Annotated in this window: 16 protein-coding genes and 1 pseudogene; 1 reads left to right on the forward strand and 16 read right to left on the reverse strand. The window is 69.1% G+C overall.

Annotated features, from left to right (window positions below):
* Positions 1–49 precede the first annotated feature (49 nt).
* On the reverse strand, positions 50–4,405 hold the full coding sequence (locus ABZ904_RS40675) for a choice-of-anchor D domain-containing protein (protein ID WP_360990573.1): 4,356 nt from the start codon (positions 4,403–4,405) through the stop codon (positions 50–52).
* A 440-nt stretch (positions 4,406–4,845) separates the two neighbouring features.
* Between ABZ904_RS40675 and coaA the strand changes: the two genes are divergently transcribed.
* Positions 4,846–5,835, forward strand: coding sequence for a type I pantothenate kinase (gene coaA, locus ABZ904_RS40680; protein ID WP_359396327.1), 990 nt, complete (start codon positions 4,846–4,848; stop codon positions 5,833–5,835).
* 121 nt (positions 5,836–5,956) lie between these two features.
* On the opposite strand, the gene glmM is transcribed toward coaA, so the two are convergent.
* From glmM to ABZ904_RS40755, 15 genes and pseudogenes are all read right to left on the reverse strand, one after another.
* Positions 5,957–7,315, reverse strand: coding sequence for a phosphoglucosamine mutase (gene glmM / locus ABZ904_RS40685; RefSeq protein WP_359396325.1), 1,359 nt, complete (start codon positions 7,313–7,315; stop codon positions 5,957–5,959).
* A gap of 253 nt (positions 7,316–7,568) precedes the next feature.
* Complete coding sequence (gene rpsI, locus ABZ904_RS40690; RefSeq protein WP_359396322.1) at positions 7,569–8,081, reverse strand: 30S ribosomal protein S9; 513 nt, start codon at positions 8,079–8,081, stop codon at positions 7,569–7,571.
* Between the two features lie 42 nt (positions 8,082–8,123).
* Positions 8,124–8,567 (reverse strand): 50S ribosomal protein L13, encoded by a 444-nt coding sequence (gene rplM, locus ABZ904_RS40695; protein ID WP_359396319.1) that lies wholly within the window; start codon positions 8,565–8,567, stop codon positions 8,124–8,126.
* A 488-nt stretch (positions 8,568–9,055) separates the two neighbouring features.
* A pseudogene (locus ABZ904_RS40700) lies at positions 9,056–9,163 on the reverse strand (IS5/IS1182 family transposase); the annotation flags it as partial.
* Positions 9,164–9,958: 795 nt separating this feature from the next.
* Complete coding sequence (locus ABZ904_RS40705; RefSeq protein ID WP_359396316.1) at positions 9,959–11,050, reverse strand: NDP-sugar synthase; 1,092 nt, start codon at positions 11,048–11,050, stop codon at positions 9,959–9,961.
* A 90-nt stretch (positions 11,051–11,140) separates the two neighbouring features.
* On the reverse strand, positions 11,141–11,731 hold the full coding sequence (locus ABZ904_RS40710; protein WP_359396314.1) for a GtrA family protein: 591 nt from the start codon (positions 11,729–11,731) through the stop codon (positions 11,141–11,143).
* A 100-nt stretch (positions 11,732–11,831) separates the two neighbouring features.
* On the reverse strand, positions 11,832–12,593 hold the full coding sequence (locus ABZ904_RS40715) for a polyprenol monophosphomannose synthase (protein ID WP_360990566.1): 762 nt from the start codon (positions 12,591–12,593) through the stop codon (positions 11,832–11,834).
* Positions 12,590–13,900: a UDP-glucose/GDP-mannose dehydrogenase family protein gene (locus ABZ904_RS40720; protein WP_360990563.1), complete on the reverse strand. Its 1,311-nt coding sequence runs from the start codon at positions 13,898–13,900 to the stop codon at positions 12,590–12,592. The genes ABZ904_RS40715 and ABZ904_RS40720 overlap by 4 nt, the downstream gene beginning before the upstream one ends.
* Positions 13,901–13,996: 96 nt before the next feature.
* On the reverse strand, positions 13,997–15,532 hold the full coding sequence (locus ABZ904_RS40725; protein WP_361829133.1) for a glycosyltransferase family 39 protein: 1,536 nt from the start codon (positions 15,530–15,532) through the stop codon (positions 13,997–13,999).
* Positions 15,529–17,106, reverse strand: coding sequence for a glycosyltransferase family 39 protein (locus tag ABZ904_RS40730; RefSeq protein ID WP_359396306.1), 1,578 nt, complete (start codon positions 17,104–17,106; stop codon positions 15,529–15,531). Before ABZ904_RS40730 ends, ABZ904_RS40725 begins: the two co-directional genes overlap by 4 nt.
* A complete protein-coding gene (locus tag ABZ904_RS40735; protein WP_360990556.1) occupies positions 17,103–18,116 on the reverse strand; it encodes a glycosyl hydrolase in 1,014 nt (337 codons plus the stop codon). The genes ABZ904_RS40730 and ABZ904_RS40735 overlap by 4 nt, the downstream gene beginning before the upstream one ends.
* On the reverse strand, positions 18,113–19,501 hold the full coding sequence (locus ABZ904_RS40740; RefSeq protein WP_359396385.1) for a glycosyltransferase family 2 protein: 1,389 nt from the start codon (positions 19,499–19,501) through the stop codon (positions 18,113–18,115). The genes ABZ904_RS40735 and ABZ904_RS40740 overlap by 4 nt, the downstream gene beginning before the upstream one ends.
* Positions 19,502–19,921: 420 nt before the next feature.
* A complete protein-coding gene (truA, locus tag ABZ904_RS40745; protein WP_361829135.1) occupies positions 19,922–20,785 on the reverse strand; it encodes a tRNA pseudouridine(38-40) synthase TruA in 864 nt (287 codons plus the stop codon).
* 72 nt (positions 20,786–20,857) lie between these two features.
* Positions 20,858–21,361 (reverse strand): 50S ribosomal protein L17, encoded by a 504-nt coding sequence (rplQ, locus tag ABZ904_RS40750; RefSeq protein WP_359396300.1) that lies wholly within the window; start codon positions 21,359–21,361, stop codon positions 20,858–20,860.
* Between the two features lie 179 nt (positions 21,362–21,540).
* A partial coding sequence (locus tag ABZ904_RS40755; RefSeq protein WP_361829137.1) for a DNA-directed RNA polymerase subunit alpha C-terminal domain-containing protein occupies positions 21,541–22,047 on the reverse strand: 507 nt, incomplete at its 5' end.

The raw sequence follows: 22,047 nt of genomic DNA on the forward strand, positions 1-22,047 counted from the left end.
CCTGTACTGCTGTGCCAGAGCGGGGCTTTCACTGGACCGGACTCGCCGCTCACTGCCTGACGGTGAAGTACTGCCAGGCGCCCCAGGTGGTGAGGTTGGTGTTGTCCTTGCTGCTGTGGACGTACTCCGCAGCCACGCGGAACCTGCTGTTGACGGCCTTGGTGAGGGACATCTGCTGGTGGCCGGTGCTGGTGGAACTGAGGGAGGAGCAGGGGGTGGTGCTCTGCGTGTGCCAGGCGCCGCTGTAGTACCGCTGCACGCGGAAGACGACGCACTGGCCGGCCTTGTTCGGTGAGACGGTGACGGCGAGTTGCTCCTTGGCCGTGTGGTGGTACACCCGGTAGAGGGTGCTGCCGTAGTGCGTGTTCGTGTAGTAACCGGACAGTTTCTCCGAGATCCCCACAGAGGTGTGCACGCTTCGGGCGACGGTCTTCGGGGCGTAGCGGTAGTCGCCGGCGAACACCGCGCTGAACGTGGTGTTGCGGGTGAGTTTGTAAGACCCCGTCAAGTTGCCGTGGGAGTCCACCGTGCCCGACTTCACCAGGACCTTCTTGCCGCCGTACGGCTGGGCGTAGATCGCCACCGCACGCAGGTTGTTGGTCGTGCCCAGGTGGGCGGTGACCTTCCCGTACTGGCCGTACTTGTACGTCGAGTGGTCGGTGGTGACGGTCAGGGACGTCGAGGCCCGGGAGACCTGGACGGTGGCGGTGCGACTGCTCGGCTTGTGTGAAATGTCGCCGTTGTAGGCCACCTTGTAGGTGTTGGCGCCGCCGATCTGCGGGGTGTCCGAGAAGCTGAAGGAACCGTCCGCGGCGACCTTCGCGTCGGCGAGTGCGACACCGGACGAGTGGGCGAGGTCGGTCTTCGTCACCTTGACGACCCCACCGGCGGCGAAGGGCGAGCCGGAGAGCTTCCCGGACACGGTCAGTGTGCGCGCGCGGGTCGCCGTGGCCGGAGCCGTCAGAGTGACCGAGGTGGTCAGCTTGGACACCTGGACGAGACTCGCAGCGCTTGCCGTCTCGTGGGTCGCGTCCCCCGCGTAGCCTGCAGCGTAGGTGTAGGTGCCCTCCGCCGGCGGAATGTCGCTGAACGTGAAGGAGCCGTTCGTCGCGGTCGTCACATCCCTCAGTGCCGCTCCGTTCCGCGTGATGTGCACGACCTGACCCGCGGGAAGCGCCGCGGACGACGTCAGCGTGCCGCCGACGGTCAACGGCCGGCCCGGGACACCCGTGCTCGGGGCGGTGAGGTTGAGCGAGGTTGCCGCCTTGGGTTGCGGTGCCGTAGGCGCCGCCTCGCTGACGACCAGGCCGCTTACGGTCTGCGCGTCCGCGCTGTCGCCCGTGGCGCCGGAGAAGGCGACGAGTGCGCTGGAGGTCAGCGTCGGTGTTGCGTCCAGTACCTGCGTCCCGTCGACCCAGACGTACACATGGCCGGCGTCCACCTGGACGTCCACCTGGTGCGTGCCCTGGCGCAGGGAGGTGCTGAGTTTCGCCACCGACTGGTAGTCGATCGCCGATGAGTTCGCTGAGCTGTAGCCGACACCCACGAAGTTCATCGTTCGCAGCGTGCTGTTCCAGGCGGTGTCGAGCGCGATCACCACGCCCGGCCGCCCCGCGATGCCGAGGCCGCCGCCGGCCGCGCCCAGTGCCGAGGCGGAGTTCTGGGCGGGGTCCAGGAGGGAGAGCGTCATGCCGTTCCCGCCGCTACCGGGGCCGAACTTCGCGGTGAAGGTGGCCCGCAGGCCATCGGTGCGCAGCGGCTTGGTGTACACCACCGTGCCCGCCTGATTGCCGGTGGCCGGGGTCAGCTGGACGCTGCCGTCGTCGGCCGGCACCGCCGAGCCGTTGGCCTGCCACAGCCCGTCCTTGGCCGAGGTGGTCGTGGCGGTGCCGGTACCGGTGCCCTTCACCGGCACGTACATGGCCCCCTGGGCGGTTCCGTTCGCGTCGACGCCGGTTCCGGTGACCTCGTAGAAGGCGCTCAGATCCGCGGCCGAGCGCGGAGTGAACGTCACGCTCTGCACGGCGGTCTGTTCGGGACCGATGACCAGACCCTCGGACAGCTGCATCGGGCTGTTGAAGTCACCCGTCGGCGCCTTGGCCTTGGTCACGGTCACCGGGATGTTGCCGGTGTTGGTGATGGTGAACGAGAGCGACTTCGAGCTGCCGATCGGGACCGAGCCGAAGTCCAGCGAGCTCGTGGAGAACTCCAGGTGCCCTTGTCCCGTGATGGCCGTTCCGTTGACCGGCACGCTCAGAGTGTGCGCGGCGCCGCCGCTGCTGCTGCTGACGACGAGTGCGTCGCTGTCATCCTGGCTGCCGACCGGCCTGTAGGTGACCGAGAGCACGAACGAACCACCGGCTGGGACGAGCGTGCCCGCGCTCGGCAGGCCCGAGACGGCGAACGAGCCGGTGGGCGGGGCGATCGAGTCGATCGACTCCGCTTCGGTACCGGTGTTGGTGATCTGCAGGTTCAGCGTCGAGGTGCTGCCGGTGGGCACTTCCCCGAAGTCCATGGCGCCTGGTGCCGCCCCGAGACCGGGCCTGGTGCCGACGCCGTGGAGTGCGAAGACCAGCTTCTGGCCGTCCGACAGATTCGCTGTCAGCGTGCCGTTGATGCCGCCGGTGGTCGTGGGAGCGAAGCTGATCGGTACATCCAGCGTGGCATCCTTCGCCAGCGCCGTGGGCTGCTCAGGCGTGGGCACGGCGGACGGGTCGACCGAGAACGCGTTGGAGGCCTTGAGGCCGGTGATACTGACGTCCTGCGTGGCTGTCAGCTTCATGTCGGCCGAGTTGCTGCTGCCCACACCGATCTGGCCGAAGTCGAGAGAGGCCGCGGTCAGGGCGGTCCTGGCCGGGCTGCCGAAACCGTAGAGCACACCGTCGCGGGTGCCGACGTAGACCTTGCCGTTGTTGGCGGTCGGAGTGCTGAACTTCGTTGCCGTGCCGATCGGTGCGGACCACAGCAGCTGCAGCAGGCCGTTGCCGTCCGGGGTGGGGCTGTAGGCGCGCAGGGTGCCGTTGGCCCCGGAGGCGTTGCTCGCGGAGACCACCCACACCAGGGCGCTGGAATCGTCCCTGCCGTTGGACGTGACGAGGGGAGAGCCGCTGGTGTAGCCGAAGGTGTCCTGACTCTGGCCGGTGAGGGTGAGCGCGGGCGTGCCGCCGTTGCGTACGCCGTACTTGAGTGCGCGCAGAGGTCCGTAGTTGCCGACGACATAGACATAGCCGCCGTCACCGCCCCAGAACGCGGGATGCCCCCACATTCCCTGGTAGGGGCCGGACACGCCCACCGCAGCGTCGCCGCCCGAGCCTCCCTGGCCCATGCCGCCGAGGTTGTCGCGGTCGAGCAGGAACACCCGGCCGTCCTTGCCCTGCTGGACCAGCAGGTGGGGGTGCTCGCTGGTGCCGAAGCCGTCCGGCAGTGCCATCGGGGCGCCCGAGGAGATGTCCTGGTCGTTCAGGTCCAGGGTGGAGGCGTTGCTCGGGCTGAAGAAGTCGGCCGTACTGAGGCTGTTGTCCGCGTTGACCTGGAGGCGGACGACGGACTCGGCCAGGGTTCCCTGCACGGTCTTGCCAGGCCCAGGGGCCGGGCTGATGCCGTTTCCGGTGCTGAAGAAGATCCGGCCGGAACCGTCGGAGACCAGGCCGCCGCCCGACTGCCAGATGCCGGCGCCGCCCGTGCCGGCACCGGTCACCGAGGCCCACATCGAGGTGATGTGGTGTTCGGTGATACTCACGCCGACCACGTATCCGCGGTACGGCCATGCGTCGCAGTGGCCGCCGAAGCCCGCGTAGACAACACCGTCCATCAGCAGCAGGCCGGGGCGCTGCTGCTCGTAGTAGGCGTCGAAACTGTTGCTCGGGTCATTGCTCGGGCTTCCGCTGATGGTGACCGGCCACCCCGAGAGCTCGGTTCCTGATGTCGGGTCCACCGCGTGCATCAGCCACTTCGGATGGCGGTGCGTGGACGTTCCGTCGTCGACCTTGGTGGTGAAGTAGAGGGCATGGGTGGCGGGGTCGTAGACGGGGGTCGCGGTCGCCCCCACATTGGGCACCAGGTCACCGCAGCCGATCGCGGAGGCCGGCCACGCCGGTCCGTAGTTCTTGCTCCACTTGATCGCCCCGGTGGTGCGGTCGAGGCCGTACACCGTGTTGCTCTCGGTGACCGCGATCACCTGGTCACCCAGCACCAGCGGCTGGGCGTATATCTGCCCGTCCAACTTGGTGGCGAAGAGCTGGCCGAAGGCAGACGACTGGACAACCGCCGGGGAGAGCCCGGCTTCGTTCTGGTCCCAGTTGGTGCGCAAGTTCTCGACGCCCTGCGTGGTCTGGTCGGCCTGGGCCGAAGGTATCGCCGGACCGATCAACGTTCCGATGAGTGCCGCACCAGCCACAGCTGCCATGGCGAACAGCCGTCTGTGTCGCCGCTCGCGATTGCGCCCGCGGCGTGCGGACGCAAAAAACCCGGCCAAACCGGACCCCCTCCGATATTCGCGCCCGGAGTGGTCACAGGCACGACACAAACGTGAAGAACAAGTGGTTGTTCATACCATCTAATGGCCGATTACCGCACCGCTTGTGCACACTTCGATCTAAGATCGTCATCTCTCGCGGTGCGAGCGCAGGAATCCCGCGATGGCGAGGCCCCGCCTGAGCCAGACGCAGTCGCGAGATCGGCGCTCGACACCGGCCCGACCTGCCTTCCGCCACGTGAGCAGAAGAGCGGGGCCCGAACGACCGCTGCTTCTTCTCCAGCAGCTCGGCCGTGATCGCTTACGGATCCCTGGCGCCCACGTGACGCACCCCACCCACAGTCCAGTTCAAACTCCGTTAACAATGGACTGTGATCTCTCCGGTCTCCTCGATGCCCCGGAGCGCCCACCGGCCCAAGCCGGAGGCGACTCCCTACGTCGACCTCACCCGTGCCGAGTGGAGCGCGCTGCGCGACAAGACGCCGCTGCCGCTGACCGCCGAGGAGGTCGAGAAGCTGCGCGGTCTGGGCGACGTCATCGACCTCGACGAGGTGCGGGACATCTACCTGCCGCTGTCCCGGCTGCTCAACCTCTACGTGGGCGCCACGGACGGCCTCAGAGGTGCCCTGAACACCTTCCTCGGTGAGCAGGGCTCCCAGTCCGGTACTCCGTTCGTGATAGGCGTGGCGGGTTCCGTGGCGGTCGGCAAGTCGACCGTCGCCCGCCTGCTCCAGGCCCTGCTCTCCCGGTGGCCCGAACACCCGCGCGTGGAACTCGTCACCACCGACGGCTTCCTGCTGCCCACCAAGGAGCTCCAGGCCCGTGGGCTCATGTCGCGCAAGGGCTTCCCCGAGTCGTACGACCGCCGGGCGCTGACCCGTTTCGTCGCCGACATCAAGGCCGGCAAGGACGAGGTGACGGCCCCGGTCTACTCCCACCTGATCTACGACATCGTCCCCGGCCAGAAGCTGACCGTCCGCCGCCCGGACATCCTCATCGTCGAGGGCCTCAACGTGCTCCAGCCCGCCCTCCCCGGCAAGGACGGCCGTACCCGCGTCGCCCTCGCGGACTACTTCGACTTCAGCGTGTACGTCGACGCCCGCACCGAGGACATCGAGAGCTGGTATCTCAACCGGTTCCGGAAACTGCGTCAGACGGCCTTCCAGGACCCGTCGTCGTACTTCCGCAAGTACACCCAGGTCGCCGAGGAGGAGGCCCTCGACTACGCCCGCACCATGTGGCGGACCATCAACAGGCCGAACCTGGTGGAGAACGTGGCGCCCACGCGCGGCCGCGCGACCCTGGTGCTGCGCAAGGGACCGGACCACAAGGTGCAACGGCTCAGCCTGCGCAAGCTTTGAACCCATTCGCCGAAGAGGAGGCGCCGGCGAGGGCGATCGTGCTCGCCGGCCCGCTCACCCTGCCGGCCCGGAAGCGGTTCTGGGCCGGACAGCGCGAACGTACCTTCAGAGCCGGGCAGTTCTAGCCGAGCGCCGACTTCACGGCGTCCGCGAGCCGGCCCGCCACGGACCTCGCCTGCTCGATGTCGGCGGCCTCGACCATGACCCGGACGAGCGGCTCGGTGCCCGACGGCCGCAGCAGCACCCGCCCGGTGGTGCCCAGTTCACGCTCGGCCTCGGTGACGGCGGTGGCCAGCTCCGCGGAGGTGGCGACCCGGGACTTGTCGACGTCCGGGACGTTCACGAGGACCTGCGGCAGTCGCTCCATCACGGACGCGAGGTCCCTGAGCGTACGGCCGGTCTGCGCGATCCGGGCTGCCAGCATCAGGCCGGTCAGCGTGCCGTCGCCGGTGGTGGCGTGGTCGAGGATGATGACGTGGCCGGACTGCTCCCCGCCGAGGGCGTAGCCCTTCTCCTTCATCTCCTCCAGCACGTACCGGTCGCCGACCGCGGTCTGCACCAGGTGGATGCCCTCGCGCTCCATGGCCAGCTTGAAGCCCAGATTCGACATGACGGTCGCGACGACGGTGCCGGAGCGCAGTGCGGAACGCTCCCGCATCGCCAGCGCGATCACGGCCAGGATCTGGTCGCCGTCCACCTCCGCGCCCGTGTGGTCCACGGCGAGGCAGCGGTCGGCGTCGCCGTCGTGCGCGATGCCGAGGTCGGCGCCGTGCTCGACCACGGCCGCCTTCAGCTTGTCCAGGTGGGTGGAGCCGCACCCGTCGTTGATGTTGAGCCCGTCCGGCTCCGCACCGATCGTGACGATCTCGGCACCGGCCCGCGCGAAGGCCTGCGGCGAGACCCGGGAGGCCGCGCCGTGCGCCTCGTCGAGGACGACCTTGATGCCGTCGAGCCGGTTCGGCAGGACGTCCAGGAGGTGCGCCACGTACTGGTCGAAGCCCTCGTCGTAGGACTTCACCCGGCCGACCCCGGCGCCGGTGGGCCGGTCCCAGGGAGCGCCGGTGCGGTGCTCCTCGTAGACGGCTTCGATCTTGTCCTCGAGCTCGTCGGCGAGCTTGTGCCCACCGCGGGCGAAGAATTTGATGCCGTTGTCGGGCATGGCGTTGTGGCTGGCGGAGAGCATCACGCCCAGGTCGGCGCCGAGCGCGCCGGTCAGGTACGCGACGGCCGGGGTGGGCAGCACACCGACGCGCAGCACGTCCACGCCGGCGCTGGCGAGCCCGGCCACCATCGCGGCTTCCAGGAACTCCCCGGACGCACGCGGGTCCCGTCCGACCACCGCCGTCGGCTTGTGGCCCTCGAAGGTACCCGCCTCGGCGAGTACGTGCGCCGCCGCGACGGAGAGACCGAGCGCCATCTCGGCCGTCAAATCCGCGTTGGCGACACCGCGCACGCCGTCCGTGCCGAAGAGTCGTCCCACTGTGGTGTCCTCCGAACCTTGCTGCCTATGTGCGGCTCTTGCCGAGTGTCCAGACGGGGACGGGATGCGTACACCCTCGGGCCCCTCTTCAGGCTTATCCCCTGCGGCTCTCCCGCGCCTGTCGGGATTGCTCCATAGGTCTGTGATAAGCGACTCCCCCGAAACGAACCGCCCCGGCTGCACAGAGCGTGCTGCCGGGGCGATGCGTGCGTGCTTCAGGCGGTGCGACGCCTGCCGCGACCAGCGGACGCGATCAGCGCTTGCTGTACTGCGGAGCCTTGCGGGCCTTCTTCAGACCGGCCTTCTTCCGCTCGACCGCGCGGTCGTCGCGGCGCAGGAAGCCGGCCTTCTTCAGCGGGCCACGGTTGTTGTCGACGTCCGCCTCGTTCAGCGCACGGGCGACACCCAGACGGAGCGCACCGGCCTGACCGGAGACGCCGCCACCCGCGATGCGGGCGATGATGTCGTAACGGCCCTCGAGCTCGAGCACCTTGAAGGGCTCGTTGACTTCCTGCTGGTGCACCTTGTTCGGGAAGTAGTCCTCGAGGGTGCGGCCGTTGATCTTCCACTTCCCGGTGCCCGGAACGATCCGGACGCGGGCGATGGCGTTCTTGCGGCGGCCCAGGCCGGCGGCCGGCTGGGGCTCGCCGAAGCGGGACGCGAGGGACTCGGAGGTGTACTCACCCTCCACCGGGACCTCGGTCTCGGTGGTGTAGCTGTCGATGTCAAGCTCTTCGAGCGGCTGCTCGGCAGTGGTCTCGGCCACGATTCTCCTCAGATTCTCTTCAGTCTTAGGGGGTGGCCGGACTTACTGCGCGACCTGGGTGATCTCGAACGGCACCGGCTGCTGGGCAGCGTGCGGATGCTGGTCACCCTTGTAGACCTTCAGCTTCGAGAGCATCTGACGGCCCAGGGAGTTCTTGGGGAGCATGCCCTTGACGGCCTTCTCGACGGCCTTCTCCGGGTTGTTCGCCAGCAGGTCGTCGTAGCGGACGGAGCGCAGACCACCCGGGTAGCCGGAGTGGCGGTACGCCATCTTCTGGGTCCGCTTGTTGCCGGACAGGTGGACCTTGTCCGCGTTGATGATGATGACGAAGTCACCGGCGTCCACGTGGGGCGCGTAGATCGGCTTGTGCTTGCCGCGCAGCAGGGTGGCGGCAGTGGTGGCGAGACGACCCAGGACAACGTCCTGAGCGTCGATGACGTGCCACTGGCGCGTCAGATCGCCGGGCTTGGGGCTGTACGTACGCACGGTTCGTAGCCTTCGCTTCTTCAGTGAGGATCCTGACAAGGTCACCGAAGACGATCACGACAGCCCTGACCGCACCGCGGTGACGCAAGCCGCGTGCTGGTCGCTGGTCATCGGCCCGGCGGACCGGTGTAAGGGCCCCTCACGTGAGAATGAGCAAGCCAATACACATAACGAACAGCCAGGATAACGGCGGCACCGACACGGGTCAAAACGGGGCCGCCACCGGGGAGCCGCCGCGGGTTCGGCCGTTCGGGTGCCGGCCGGTTGCACCCGGGCTGGGGCGTTTTGTTGCCCCGCCTTCGCTGTGCCGTCGCTGTGGTGCCTACTGAGGGGGAACATGACAGTCCACGGCACGTCTAAGATGCGCCGCATGAGTTATGGGCAGGGGGAGCCCCAGTGGGATCCCTGGAAACCGACTTCCCAGCAGCCCCAGTGGGACGGCCGTGGCGGCACCCCCGACTGGGCCGCGCTGGCCGAGGCCTCGGAGGCGCGCAACAGGCGCCGCCGGCTGCTGCTGATCTTCGGCGGTGCCCTGGCCACGGTGGCCGTGGGCGCCGCCGTCGCCGTGGCCGTCGTGTCCGCTGACGGGAGCCCCGGGGCCTCGAACAAGCCGGCCGGCGCCCTGCCGGGCACCCCGGACATCCCGAGCGAGAGCGCCGCCACCGCCCCGTCGTTCGCCCCGACCTCGGCCCCTCCCCCGCTGGACCCGATGGACTTCATCTCCAGTGCCAAGAAGGACACGGCCCCGGTCAGCGCGGACACCCTGTTCCCCGGCACCCAGCTGACCGTGGGCACGAACATCTACAAGCGGGGCCCCGCGGCCGCCACGAAGAAGTGCGCGTCGGCCGTCCAGGGCTCGCTGCCCGCGGTGCTGACCAAGAACGACTGCACCGACGTCTTCCGCGCCACCTACACCGAGGACGGCGTCGCGGTGACGGTCGGCGTGGCCCTCTTCGACACCGCCGCCCAGGCGAGCAAGGTCAAGCAGGAAGCGAACAGCAAGAGCATCCTCACGTCGCTGTTCGGCAAGGGCGTGCCCACCTTCTGCCGTACAACGATCTGCCGCTCGACCACCAATTCCTACGGCCGCTACGCCTACTTCACGCTCGCCGGCTTCACCAACGGCAAGGACGTGACGGCCAAGGACACGAAGGTCTTCACGGCCGGCGACGACCTGGCCGAGTTCACCTTCCGCCAGATCCGCCGCCGCGGCGAGGCGCAGGCGGCCGCCGCCTCGGCCCAGTGACGGTGGGCGGTCGACCGCTGTCCTGACGGTGCCGCTTCTGGACCCCTGGACGTACGACGTCCAGGGCCGGGCGGAGAAGGGCCGGAGCGCCGCCCGGCCCGGGCCTGCGCGGCCCTGAGGCTCGTGGGCGGCGCCCTCCCGGGCGTCAGACGAGATACGTGGGAGCGGAGACGCGGACCGCCCGCTCGGGAAGGCGGACGCCGCAGTCGACGCGCACGCCCGCGGGGAGCTCGTTGTGCGGCCCGACATGCGCATGGTCACCGACCACCGCGTCGACGACGCTGGTGCCCTCGCCGACGACCGCCTCCCGGCCCACCACGGACCGCTGGACCAGCGCTGCCCGGCCGATGACGGCCCCGGGCAGCACGACACTGCCTTCGACCACGGCTCCCGCCTCCACCACGGCGCCCGCGCACACGGCCGTCCCGGCCGTCAGCAACGCCAGCGGGTCGACGCGCGCACCCGGCATGACCAGGGCGTCCCCGGCCGGGCCGGGGAGCGCCGGGGAGGACACGTATCCGCGCACCAGGTCGGCGGACCCCGTCACGAAGGCCGACGGAGTGCCGAGATCCAGCCAGTACGTCTGGTCGACGACGCCGCGCAGGACGCCGCCCGCGGCCAGGAGCCCCGGGAACGTCTCCCGCTCGACGGAGACGACCCGGCCCTCGGGGATGGCGTCGATGACGGAGCGGGTGAAGACGTAGCAGCCCGCGTTGATCTGGTCGGTGACGATCTCCTCGGGCCGCTCGGGCTTCTCGAGGAACGACAGGACTCCGCCGTGCTCGTCGGTCGGGACCAGCCCGTAGGCCCGCGGATCGGCGACCCTGGTCAGATGCAGGGTGACGTCGGCGCCGGAGGCCCGGTGACCGTCCCGGAGGCCCCGGATGTCGACGCCGCTGAGGATGTCGCCGTTGAAGACCAGGACAGGTTCGTCGGGGCCGCAGGTCAGATGGCGGGCGGCGTTGCGGATCGCGCCACCGGTGCCCAGGGGCTCGGTCTCGGTGACGTAGACCAGCTCCAGGCCCAGTCCGGACCCGTCCCCGTACTCCCGCTCGAACAGTTCCGCCAGGTAGGACGTGGCGAAGACGATCCGGGTCACCCCCGCCGCCGCGGCGCGGGCCAGCTGGTGCGTGAGCAGCGGCACCCCGGCGACGAGCAGCAGGGGCTTGGGCGTGAAGGTGCACAGCGGATGCAGCCGGGTGCCCTTGCCACCGACGAGGAGAATGGCTTCGCTCATGATCTCTGTGTTCTGTCTTCCAGTAAGGCCGTCAGTGCGCAGGCGAGACGGCGCGGAAGCAGCCGGCCTCCGCCAGGTACGCCAGGTCGGTCATGTCTGCTCCCAGGAGACGTTCCAGAAGGGCTCCGTGGGCGCGGCCGCGGGCGCGCCCCAAAAAGGGGGCTCCGTGGGCGCGGCCGCAGGCACCCGGTAGGTCGGCGCTTCAGCGGGCAGGGCCACCGGGGGCTGTTCCGGTTGAGGGCCGGTGGTCCTGAAGACCCATGTCCGGTACGACCAGAAGCGGAAGAGGGTCGCGACGCCGATGCCGACGAACTTCCAGACGTTGTTGGCGAGCGCGCCGTCCCAGCCGAATCCGTACGTGGTCAGGTAGAGCACCGAGTTCTCGATGACCAGACCGATCGCGCTGAAGAAGAGGAAGAGACCCATCTCCTTCTTCTTGTCGAGCTGGTCCTCCTGGCCGCGGTCCCGGTAGGCGAAGTACCTCAGGCCGAGGTAGTTGCCCATGATGGCGACAGCCGTCGCCACCACGCTCGCTCTGACGGTCTGCCAGTGGGCGAGATTCCTGATGAGGTTGAAGACCACCAGATTGATCACGAATCCCGAGAGCCCCACCAGGCCGAACTTCGCGATCTCGCGGTACAGATTCCCCAACCGCGAGGGAAGCGCGTGTCGTCCGCTCATGGTGAAGTCCTGTCCTTGTCTCGGGATTCTGGTGACTCGTCGTCCTGGTCGTCGCCCACCGGCCGGCCTCCGGGCGGGCCGCTGGGCGACGCGCTCCGGTTCAACTCCGCCGGTTGCGCAGCCGCAGTCGCAGCGGCACCAGCGCCGACTCGATCTGCGTCCCGAGGTTCATCTTGGACACGCCCTCGGTGCGCTCCTCGAAGCGGATCGGGATCTCGACCGCGCTGTGACCGGCGCGGACGGCCTTGAACTTCAACTCCACCTGGAAGCTGTATCCGGCGCTGTCCAGGGTGGCCAGGTCGACGTCCCGGAGGGTTTGCGCGGACCACAGGTTGAAGCCGGCGGTGATGTCCCGGATCTTGGTGCCGAGCACGGTACGGGCGTACCGGTTGGCGAAGCGCGACAGCAGCACCCGGTGCTTGCCCCACTCCTCGTCCAGCGAGCCGCCCTCGACGTACCGGCTGCCGATGACCAGGCCGACCCCGGACGCCACGGCCGTGCCGAGCATCCGCGGCACCGCCTCCACCGGGTGGCTGCCGTCGGCGTCCATCTGGACGACGTACTCGGCGCCCTCGGCGAGCGCGGCGCTCATGCCCGCCATGTACGCCCGCCCCAGGCCGTCCTTCTCGGTGCGGTGCAGGACACTCATCCGCCACCGGCCGTCCCAGTTGTGCTTCTCGGCCAGTTCCTCGGCGATCCGCCCGGTGCCGTCCGGGCTGGAGTCGTCGACGATCTTCAGATGCAGCCCGTCGAGCGGCAGTCCCAGCACCGCCTCGGCCATGCGCGGCAGGTTCGCCGCCTCGTTGTACGTCGGCATCACCACGGTGACCCGTATGTCGCCGTACGCCTCCTGGTCCGTCATCTCCCTACCCCTCCCCTATGGGACGCGGATCTCCCCAGCGCCCGGAATCGCCAGCCCGCCGCGGTCCACAGGTCCGCGTCGAGCACCCCCCGGCCGTCCACGATCCGCGGACGGCACACCAGTGATCCGGCCCACTCCGGGTCGATCTCACGGAACTGCGGCCACTCGGTCAGGTGCAGTACGAGATCGGCCCCGCGCAGGGCCTCCTCGAGCGACATCGCGTACCCGAGCAGCGGGAACGCCTTGCGGGCGTTGTCCATGGCCTCCGGGTCGTAGACCGTGACGTCGGCGCCGTCGAGGTCGAGGCGGGCGGCGACGTTCAGCGCGGGCGAGTCGCGGATGTCGTCCGAGTCGGGCTTGAAGGCCGCGCCCAGGACGGCCACGCGGGCCCCCAGCAGTCCACCCCCGCACAGCTCCCGGGCCAGCTCGATCACCCGGTCCCGGCGCCGCATGTTGATCGCGTCCACCGCGTGCAGGAAGCCCAGGTCGACGCCCAGCTCGCCGGCCCGGTGGGCGAAGGCGCGGATGTCCTTGGGCAGACAGCCGCCGCCGAACCCGACCCCCGCGCGCAGGAACTTCTTGCCGATCCGGTCGTCGTAGCCGAGCGCCTCGGCAAGCGTCCGCACATCACCGCCGGCCGCCTCGCACACTTCGGCCATCGCGTTGATGAAGGAGATCTTGGTGGCCAGGAAGGCGTTGGCGGCCGTCTTGACCAGCTCGGCGGTCGCGAAGTCGGCGGTGACCAGCGGGGTTCCGGCGGCGAGGACGGGGGCGTACACCTCGCGCAGCAGGGTCTCCGCCCGCTCCGATTCCACCCCGAACACCAGCCGGTCCGGCCGCAGGGTGTCCTCGATGGCGAAACCTTCCCGCAGGAACTCGGGATTCCAGGCGACCTCGGCGTCGCAGGCGTCCGCGAGCCTCGCGGCCGTACCGACCGGCACGGTGGACTTGCCCACCAGCAGGGCGTCCTTCGCCGCGTGCCGCGCGATCGCCGCGAAGGCAGCGTCGACGTACGTCAGATCGGCGGCGCCGGACTCCTTGCGCTGCGGAGTGCCGACGCACACGAAGTGCACCTGCCCGAAGGCACCGGCCTCTTCGTACGAGGTCGTGAAGCGCAGCCGGCCGCTCGCCGTGTGGCGGGCGATCAGCTCGGCCAGCCCCGGCTCGTGGAACGGCACCCTGCCGGCGCTCAGCGCGGCCACCTTGTCGGCGTCCACATCGACCCCGACCAACTCGTGCCCGAGCTCCGCCATGCAGGCGGCGTGAGTGGCACCGAGGTAGCCGGTGCCGATGACAGTGAGCCGCATGCGGGCGGCCTCCTTACGTTTCTGCGACCTGTCTCTTCGGCCGGTTCCTCCGGCCGGTTCCTCCGGCCGTTCTTCCGGCCTTCTTCGGAGTAGGCCCTACTTGCGCTCCAGCACCTGCACGGTGACCCGGTGCAGCTTCACCGTGCGCGTGGCCTTGAAGTACTTCTCGATGGCGGTGGCCTTCTTCGGTTCCGCCCCGTCGAGCGGCGGCCGGCCGTCGCCGACCGTCGACACCAGCCAGAGCCGGTCGACACCCTGGAGACAGCGGGCCGTGTACTTGCACTCGCTGGCGCCGTACGACCCGTTCTGCTCCGGTGTCCACTCCATGAGGACGTCCTTGGGGGCCTTCCGGTCCCGAAGCTCGTACGCCATGGCGCGGCGCTCCGACAGCTGGCCGTTGAAGATCATTCCGTCCCCGGGCTTCTCACCCGACACGATCACACCGGCCGCGGCCGAGTAGTCCGGCTCGTCGGGCAGGTCCTGCTTGGCGACGCCGATCGCGGGCCACGCCACGAAGGCGTATCCGGCAGCGACGGCCGCCACCAGAAGGCCGCCCATGGCCTTCGCCGCGGCGCCCGGCCGGGCCCCGGGGTCGAGCCGCCCGGTGAGACGGGTGATGCCGGCGGCGGCCAGCAGCACCCAGGCAGGGATCGTGAAGAGGAGATAGCGCGGCAGGAACATGTGGAGCTGGTTGGCGGTGAGGAAGGTGAGGACGGGCGGCAGGACGGCCCAGGCGCCGAGCAGCAGCGCATAGCGACGGGCCGCGAGCAACCCGAGCACGCCGAGACCCAGCACCACCCCACCGGTGATCCACGAACCGAACAGCCCCTGTGGGTAGTCGAGCAGGTCCTGGGTCGTGGTCACGTTCCACGCGATCTGCCCGGTCTGCCCGGACCCACTCGCGACCATCGGAAACGTGATGGACAGGCCGAGCGCCGCGGCTCCCGCGAAGGCCCAGTGCACGATGCGGTCGCCGCGCTTCTTCACCACCACGACCAGTCCCAGGTGCCCCGCGACGACCGACATCGCGACCAGGTGCCCGAAGCCCGTCGCCGCGAGCGCCAGGGCGTACAGCGTCCAGTCCTTCAGGCTCGGCCTGTCCAGAGCGCGCAGCAGCATCAGCGTCGCCAGCAGCGCGAAAAGGGACGCGAAGGCGTACGGCCGTGCCTCCTGCCCGTACCGCGTGATGGCCGGGACCACCGCGAACAGCAGCCCGGCGAGCAACCCGGTCCGCACCGTGAACATCCGGCGCCCGAGCAGGCCGACCACACCGGCCGAGACCGCCATGGCCACGGCGCCGGGCAGCCGCAATGCCGCCGGCGAGTCGCCGGCCACCGCGATCCACAGGTGCATGACCGCGTAGTACGGCGTGAAGACGACGTCGACGTGCTCGATGAGCCGCCCGAGATCGTGGTACGAGAGCGAGGACGCCCACCAGGTGGCATGCTCGTCGCGCCACAGCTGTCGGTGGCCGAGCCCCGGCAGGACGCAGGCGAGCGCCGCCAGCAGGGGCAGAACGAAGACCAGGACCCCGGTGCCCTTTCCGGGCTCGGTCCGCCGCCGATGGGCGTGTTCGCTCTCGACCGCGTCCGGGGCCTGAGCCTCGTCGACCGGTGATGTGTACGCCGTCATCGCTTCACCCAGATCCGGTACGGCGCCTGCCCGCTCTCCGCCTTCACCACGGTGAGCTGCCTGTAGCGCGTGGAGCCGCGCAGCACCTCGGGCACGGAGGCGGACCGCAGCACGATCGCGTCGTAGGAGCCCTTCTTCACAGCCGCCGTCAGCGGGGCGCCGTGCTGCGCCCGATGCCACTGGCCGGGCTCGGTCGTCGCGCGCAGGTAGTACGCGGAGATCTCGGGCTCGTCGGTGAGGTAGTTCCCCTTGCTTCCCCGGTTCTCCATGACCCCGCGCAGCGCGCCGATCATGCCGGCCGAGTTCGGCGGCCGGTACAGGTTCTGCGTCTGCGCCATGCCCACGACCAGCGCGATGACGTAGATCATGATGCCTATCTGCGGATACCGGAAGTGCGCGCCCATCAGCCGGGAGATGCCGAGACCAGCCATCGGAACCGCGAAGAGCAGGCCGAAGCCGACGTGTATGTGCAGCGAACTGCCGTTGCCCAGGTACGCCTGGTACAGCGGCGCGAGCAGCGCGGTACCGCACAGGGTGAGGCCCAGAGCAGAGCGGCGGATCGCGCCCGGCGCGGAGCCCTCGGCCCAGGGCATCTCACCCATCCGGGCCCGGCGGATGTAGCCGATGGCGCCGATCAGGGCGACGAGCAGGACGACGCCACCCCACTCGGCGCTCTCCTTCAGCAGGTGCGCCGCGCTGTCCGTGCCGTGCGTGTTCCACCCGGTGGGCGTGCCGTTCAGCTGGACGCCCACGAAGCACAGAGCACCGGTGGCCACCAGGAAGAGGGCGCCCCTGAGGAAGGCCCCGGTCCCGCGGAAGCGGTACGCCGTCAGCACGGCGAGCACGGTGAGCGTCGGCAGGTACAGCGCCGCGGAGTACGCGGCGAAGGGCGCGACCGCGGCGAAGGGCGCTGCCACCAGCACGGCGGCGGGGTTCGACTGGCGAGTCCTGGCCAGCAGCCACAAGGTCGCGGCGAGCAGGAACAAGGACAGGGAGTGCAGGGAGGCGTACCGGCCGGTGAAGGCGGTCGACTCCAGAACGGAGTACATCGCGGCGGCCGCGAGAGCCGCGCGCTCGTTGAACAGCATCCGGGTCGCCCCGAACAGCAGCGCCGTGGCACCGAGCGCCCAGGCCAGACTGAGCGTGCGGGCCCCGGTCAGTCCCGTACCGGCGATCAGCCCGGACAGCCTGCCGTCGGACATCAGGAACTTCGCTTCCTGAGGGAAGGCGCTCCCGTCCAGTCGGTAGGACAGGCCCGCCTGCACCAGCAGGATCAGCACCAGCACACCACGGCTGATCCACGCCGAGCGGCTGTTGTCGACCGACCAGGCGGAGACGGGTACTTCGGGCAGCACATAGCTGGGCTCGGGCTCGGGATCCGGCTCGGGGTCCAGGACCGTGTACTGCGGCACGTAGTAGTCGGCGTACTCGGCCTCGGGCTCGGGCTCGCCGCCGTACTGGGGTCGGCCGTACGCCTGGGGACCGGCCGCCGGGGGCGCGGCGGGGGCCTCGAACCAGCCGCCCCCGCCCCCGTACTGACCGCCGCCGTACTGACCTCGCTGACCATTGCTCATGACCGCGGCACCTCGAATCCGAAGGCGTCGTGGGCGATCAGCTTCTTGAACTCGGCCAGGGCGAGCGGGCTGCTCTGGATGCGCCAGTCGGCCCGCTTGGGAATGTTGAACCACACGAAACCGAGGACGTTCTTGTCCTGCTCGATCCCCTGGAGCAGCCCGCGGACATCGGCCCGCCGGCGTTCGCCGGGCTCCGACGACGTCTCGCTGATCAACACCGGCTTGTCGGTGAACGACGCCACCTGCCGCTGTGTCGGCCCGTACAGGGTGTCGAAGGTGTGGGCTCCGGTGAGTGCCCAGTAGCCCACCACCCCGACCCAGTCGACGTACGCGTCACCGGGCCAGTACGGCTTGAGCTTCACGTCCGGGACGGGGTTGACGATGTTGGGGCTCCACACCCAGATGACATTGGTGGCGCCCTCCTCCCCGAAGACGTCGTGGATGTGCCGCCACGCCTTCACGAAGGTCGCCGCCGTCGTGTTCTTGGTCCCCCACGGGTACCAGTTGCCGTTCATCTCGTGCCCGAAGCTGATCGCGACCGGCACGTTGGTCTTCCGGACACTCGCCGCGAACTTCGTGATGTACGCGTCCTGCGAACCGTCCGCGATCTTGTCGAGGCCGGGCTTGAACGGCTCCCAGGAGACGTAGAGCAGCCCGCCGTCCGCGAAGACGTTCTTGGCGCCCTCGGCATTGAAGCCGTCGCCCCACGAGGCGTACGACCCGACCATGTTCGGCTTCTTGCCGACGGTCTTCGAGAAAGCGTCGACCGGCGCCATCGAGCTGGGCGCACCCTCCACGGCGACCCCGAAGTACTTCTTCGCGGGATGCAGCAACGGTGTCACGTCGTACGGCGCCTGCTGCTCGGTGCTGCCGGCGGTGCTGCCGGCGGAAGGCGCACGAGCGGCGGAGTCGGCGGGGTCGTTGCTCTGGAACACACCGCAGCCGGAGACCCCCGTCAAGAAGACCACGAGGAGTGCCACGGCCGGGCGGACAAGGGACCTGCGGATCATGCGACTGCCACCACGGCGTGGTGCTCCTTGGGCTGGATCAGCGCGCGGGCGACGACGAGTGCGTAGAACAGCCCGGAGGACAGGATGAGGGCGAAGTCCGGCGGATAGCCGGTGAACAGCCGGTACACGGCGGCGCCGACCCAGACCACGGCCGTACCGCCGCTCCAGAGCCACAGCCCCAGCCAGAACCGTCGGGTCTTGTTCTTCTTCGCTCCCTTGGACCCGGTGGGCTGCCATCCCATGCGCTGCTTGCGCAGGATGTCCCAGATGGCGAAGACGTGTGCCCAGCCGTACATCATCCGCGCCGACCAGGCTTCCAGCCGGTACGGCGACTTGTGCCACATCGGGAAGATCACGGTCGTGTACACGATGCTCGGCAGCACCCACACCAGATGCCTGACCTGGAGCATCTCAGGGCTGGTGACCAGCAGCAGGATGGGCAGGAGCGGTGCCACGAACGTGAACAGCGCCGTGTGGATGTAGTAGAAGAACCCGGAGAGGTAGCAGAGCCGGCTGGAGAACCTGATCGGCGCGTCCCAGAACTTCTTGCTGCCGAGCAGCGACATCGAGCCCGAGCACCAGCGGTACTGCTGGTTGAAGAACGCCCCGGCCGTGTCCGGGCACACACCGGTCGACAGGGCGACGGGCACGTACTTCAGGTCCCAGCCGAGCCCCCGCAGATCGAACCCGGTGTGCACGTCCTCCGAGTGCTCGATCAGCGTCGTACCACCGTTGGTCTCCAGTGCGGCTCGCCGGTAGATCGCGCACGATCCGACACAGATCGCGCCGTCGCTGCCCTGCCGCGACACCTGCACGGACCGGTAGAACAGCTCCTGCACGGCCCCTGCGCCGCGCTCGATCCAGTTCTGCGAGTCGAGCACGCGGAAGTACTGCGGTGACTGGATGATGCCGATGCGCGGGTCCGCGTCCATGTACGGCAGCAGTTCCTCGAGCAGGTCGGCGCGCGGCGTGAAGTCGGCGTCCAGGATCAGGATGTACTCGCCGTCGGACTGCCCGAACCCGAAATGCAGGTTGCCGGCCTTCTTGAACCACCCGCGGTTCTCCCGGGTGCCGTAGCGGAACCCGAAGTCGCGCGCCATGGCTTCCAGTTCAGGGCTGGCGCCGTCGTCCAGGACGAAGGGCACACACTGCCCGGGGTAGTGGTCGGCGAGCTGCCTCACATGGGTCCAGGTGTTGTGCAGCACCTCGATCGGCTCCCCGCACACCGGCAGGAAGACGTCGACGCTCGGATAGACCGCCGGTCGCCAGGTGCGCACCAACTGCTGGTGGTGGGCGAAGTCGAAGTCCCGCGTGAAGCCGTTCACCCTCAACGACACGAGGTAGTAGAACACCGTGAACGCGAGCGGCGGCGCGAAGATCCACATCAGCGGGCTGGCCTGGGTGAGCGCCACCTGGCTCACGGTCAGGCAGCCGAAGCTGACGACTGACGCGAGCGTCAGCACCCACAGGCGCCGCTTCACATACGCGTACTTCTCCCGCTGCGTCGGTGGTACCGGCAGCAGTCCCAACGCGGCGTTGCCGCCACGTCCCGCCCTACGTCGCCCTCCGCCCTGACGTGCGGTACGGCGTCCCCCGGTCCGCACGGGACCAACTGAACTCATCACCAATCCAACCCCGGGCCGCAGAAGGCCCGTCACCCCCACGTGTGCTCGGCCGCCCCATTCGAACCAATGGCCAAGCATCGAAAGGGTAGTCGAACGGTGAAAAATATGTAAGAGGCAACAAGGGGATTATGTCCCGGTAGGGACATATGTGAGAGAAACGTCGTTGAACATTGGATGGGGCTAACAGGTTTCGCAGCCGCCCGAAGCGGTCAGGGTCCGCTTGTTCCGCGCCTGCCTGTTCCGCTCGGCGAGCAGTTCGTCGGCCGGGTAGCCGACCTCCTCCAGCGTCAGACCGTGCGGCCGTACGACATGAACGGCCGAGTCCCGCACCCCCGCGCCCAGCACCTTCCCCGGCCAGTCCGGCGCCCGGTGCCCGTCCCCCACGAACAGCAGCGCCCCGATCAGCGAGCGCACCATGTTGTGACAGAAGGCGTCCGCGCGCACGGTGGCCGTGATGATCCCGTCGTCGCCGCGCACCAGGCTCAGCTCCTGGAGCGTGCGGATGGTGGTCGCGCCCTCACGTTTCTTGCAGTAGGCCGCGAAGTCGTGCTCCCCGAGGAGCCGCTGAGCCGCCTCGTTCATGGCGTCGACGTCGAGCGGCCAGTCGTGCCACAGCACGTGGTTGCGCAGCAGCGGGTCGACACCGCCGGGGTTGTCCGTGACCCGGTAGGCGTAGCGCCGCCACACAGCCGAGAAGCGGGCGTTGAAGCCGTCGGGCGCCTCCCTGAGGGCCCATACGCGGACGTCCTTGGACAGCCGGCCGGCGAGCCGCTTGAGCAGCTTTCCGCGGTGCTCGCCCCAGACCGTCAGGGGCAGATCGACATGGGCGACCTGGCCCCGCGCGTGCACTCCGGCGTCCGTACGTCCGGCGACGGTCAGCTCGTAGGCCTGCGTGGACCGCGTGACCGTACGCAGCGCATCCTCGATCTCCCCCTGCACGGTGCGCTTGCCACCGGCCTGCTTGGCCCAGCCGTGGAAGTCGGTTCCGTCGTAGGAGAGGTCGAGCCGGATGCGGACGTGTCCGGGCTGTACTTCGTCACTCACCCCTAGATCCTCTCAGCAACGCGAAAGCGGGCCCGCCCCCGAGGGACGGACCCGCTTCCGGTGAGGTCGGGCTCAGGCGTCCTTGGACTCCTCAGCAGCCTCCTCGGCCGGAGCCTCGGTGGTGTCCTCGACCTTGGTGTCCTCGGCCTTGGTCTCGGCCTCCTTGACGGCGCGCTTGGTCGCCGCCTCAGCCTCGCCGACCGCCTTCTGCTGCACCGTCAGCGCCTCGACCAGCTCGATGACAGCCATGGGCGCGTTGTCGCCACGGCGGTTGCCGATCTTGGTGATGCGGGTGTAACCACCCGGACGGTTCTCGTAGCGCGGGCCGATCTCGGAGAACAGCGTGTAGACGATGTCCTTGTCCGTGATGACCTGGAGCACCTGGCGGCGGTTGTGAAGGTCGCCCTTCTTCGCCTTGGTGATCAGACGCTCCGCGTACGGGCGCAGGCGGCGGGCCTTCGCCTCGGTGGTGGTGATACGGCCGTGCTCGAACAGCGACTTCGCGAGGTTCGCGAGGAGCAGCTTCTCGTGCGCGGCGCTGCCGCCCAGACGGGCACCCTTGGTGGGCTTCGGCATGGTTGATCTCCTAGTCATCTGCCCCGGCCGTGTCAGGTACCGGAGTCAGTATCCGAGCGAGCGGTTGCCCGTCGGAGATCCGAGAGCGCCCCGAGGGACGTTCCCGGAAGGAGCGCGGGGAACTGCGCGACAAGCGGCAGTCCACCCGCACCCTGTGTCGGACCGTCGAGCCCGAGCTCTCAGTACTGCTCGGTCTCGACGAACCCGGCGTCCACGTCGTCGTCGGCACCGAAGGCGTCGGCGGCGGCGGTCGGGTCGAATCCAGGCGGGCTGTCCTTCAGGGCCAGGCCCATGCCGGCCAGCTTCGCCTTGACCTCGTCGATGGACTTCGCACCGAAGTTGCGGATGTCCAGCAGGTCGGCCTCGGAGCGGGCGACGAGCTCACCCACGGAGTGGATGCCCTCGCGCTTGAGGCAGTTGTAGGAGCGGACCGTGAGCTCCAGCTCCTCGATCGGCAGCGCCAGGTCGGCGGCCAGGGCGGCGTCCGTGGGGGACGGGCCCATGTCGATGCCCTCGGCGTCGATGTTCAGCTCGCGCGCCAGACCGAACAGCTCGACCAGGGTCTTGCCGGCGGAGGCCATCGCGTCACGGGGACGCATGGCCTGCTTGGTCTCGACGTCGACGATCAGCTTGTCGAAGTCGGTGCGCTGCTCGACACGCGTCGCCTCGACCTTGTAGGTGACCTT

The sequence above is a fragment of the Streptomyces sp. NPDC046900 genome (assembly GCF_040644975.1).
Taxonomy (GTDB): Bacteria; Actinomycetota; Actinomycetes; order Streptomycetales; family Streptomycetaceae; genus Streptomyces.

Bases quoted from the DNA above. Each gene is read 5' to 3' on its own strand.
- ABZ904_RS40675 (WP_360990573.1), bottom strand. From the start codon at position 4,405: ATGGCAGCTGTGGCTGGTGCGGCACTCATCGGAACGTTGATCGGTCCG.
- ABZ904_RS40705 (WP_359396316.1), bottom strand. From the start codon at position 11,050: ATGAGCGAAGCCATTCTCCTCGTCGGTGGCAAGGGCACCCGGCTGCAT.
- ABZ904_RS40710 (WP_359396314.1), bottom strand. From the start codon at position 11,731: ATGAGCGGACGACACGCGCTTCCCTCGCGGTTGGGGAATCTGTACCGC.
- ABZ904_RS40715 (WP_360990566.1), bottom strand. From the start codon at position 12,593: ATGACGGACCAGGAGGCGTACGGCGACATACGGGTCACCGTGGTGATG.
- ABZ904_RS40720 (WP_360990563.1), bottom strand. From the start codon at position 13,900: ATGCGGCTCACTGTCATCGGCACCGGCTACCTCGGTGCCACTCACGCC.
- ABZ904_RS40725 (WP_361829133.1), bottom strand. From the start codon at position 15,532: ATGACGGCGTACACATCACCGGTCGACGAGGCTCAGGCCCCGGACGCG.
- ABZ904_RS40730 (WP_359396306.1), bottom strand. From the start codon at position 17,106: ATGAGCAATGGTCAGCGAGGTCAGTACGGCGGCGGTCAGTACGGGGGC.
- ABZ904_RS40735 (WP_360990556.1), bottom strand. From the start codon at position 18,116: ATGATCCGCAGGTCCCTTGTCCGCCCGGCCGTGGCACTCCTCGTGGTC.
- ABZ904_RS40740 (WP_359396385.1), bottom strand. From the start codon at position 19,501: ATGTGGATCTTCGCGCCGCCGCTCGCGTTCACGGTGTTCTACTACCTC.
- rplQ (WP_359396300.1), bottom strand. From the start codon at position 21,361: ATGCCGAAGCCCACCAAGGGTGCCCGTCTGGGCGGCAGCGCCGCGCAC.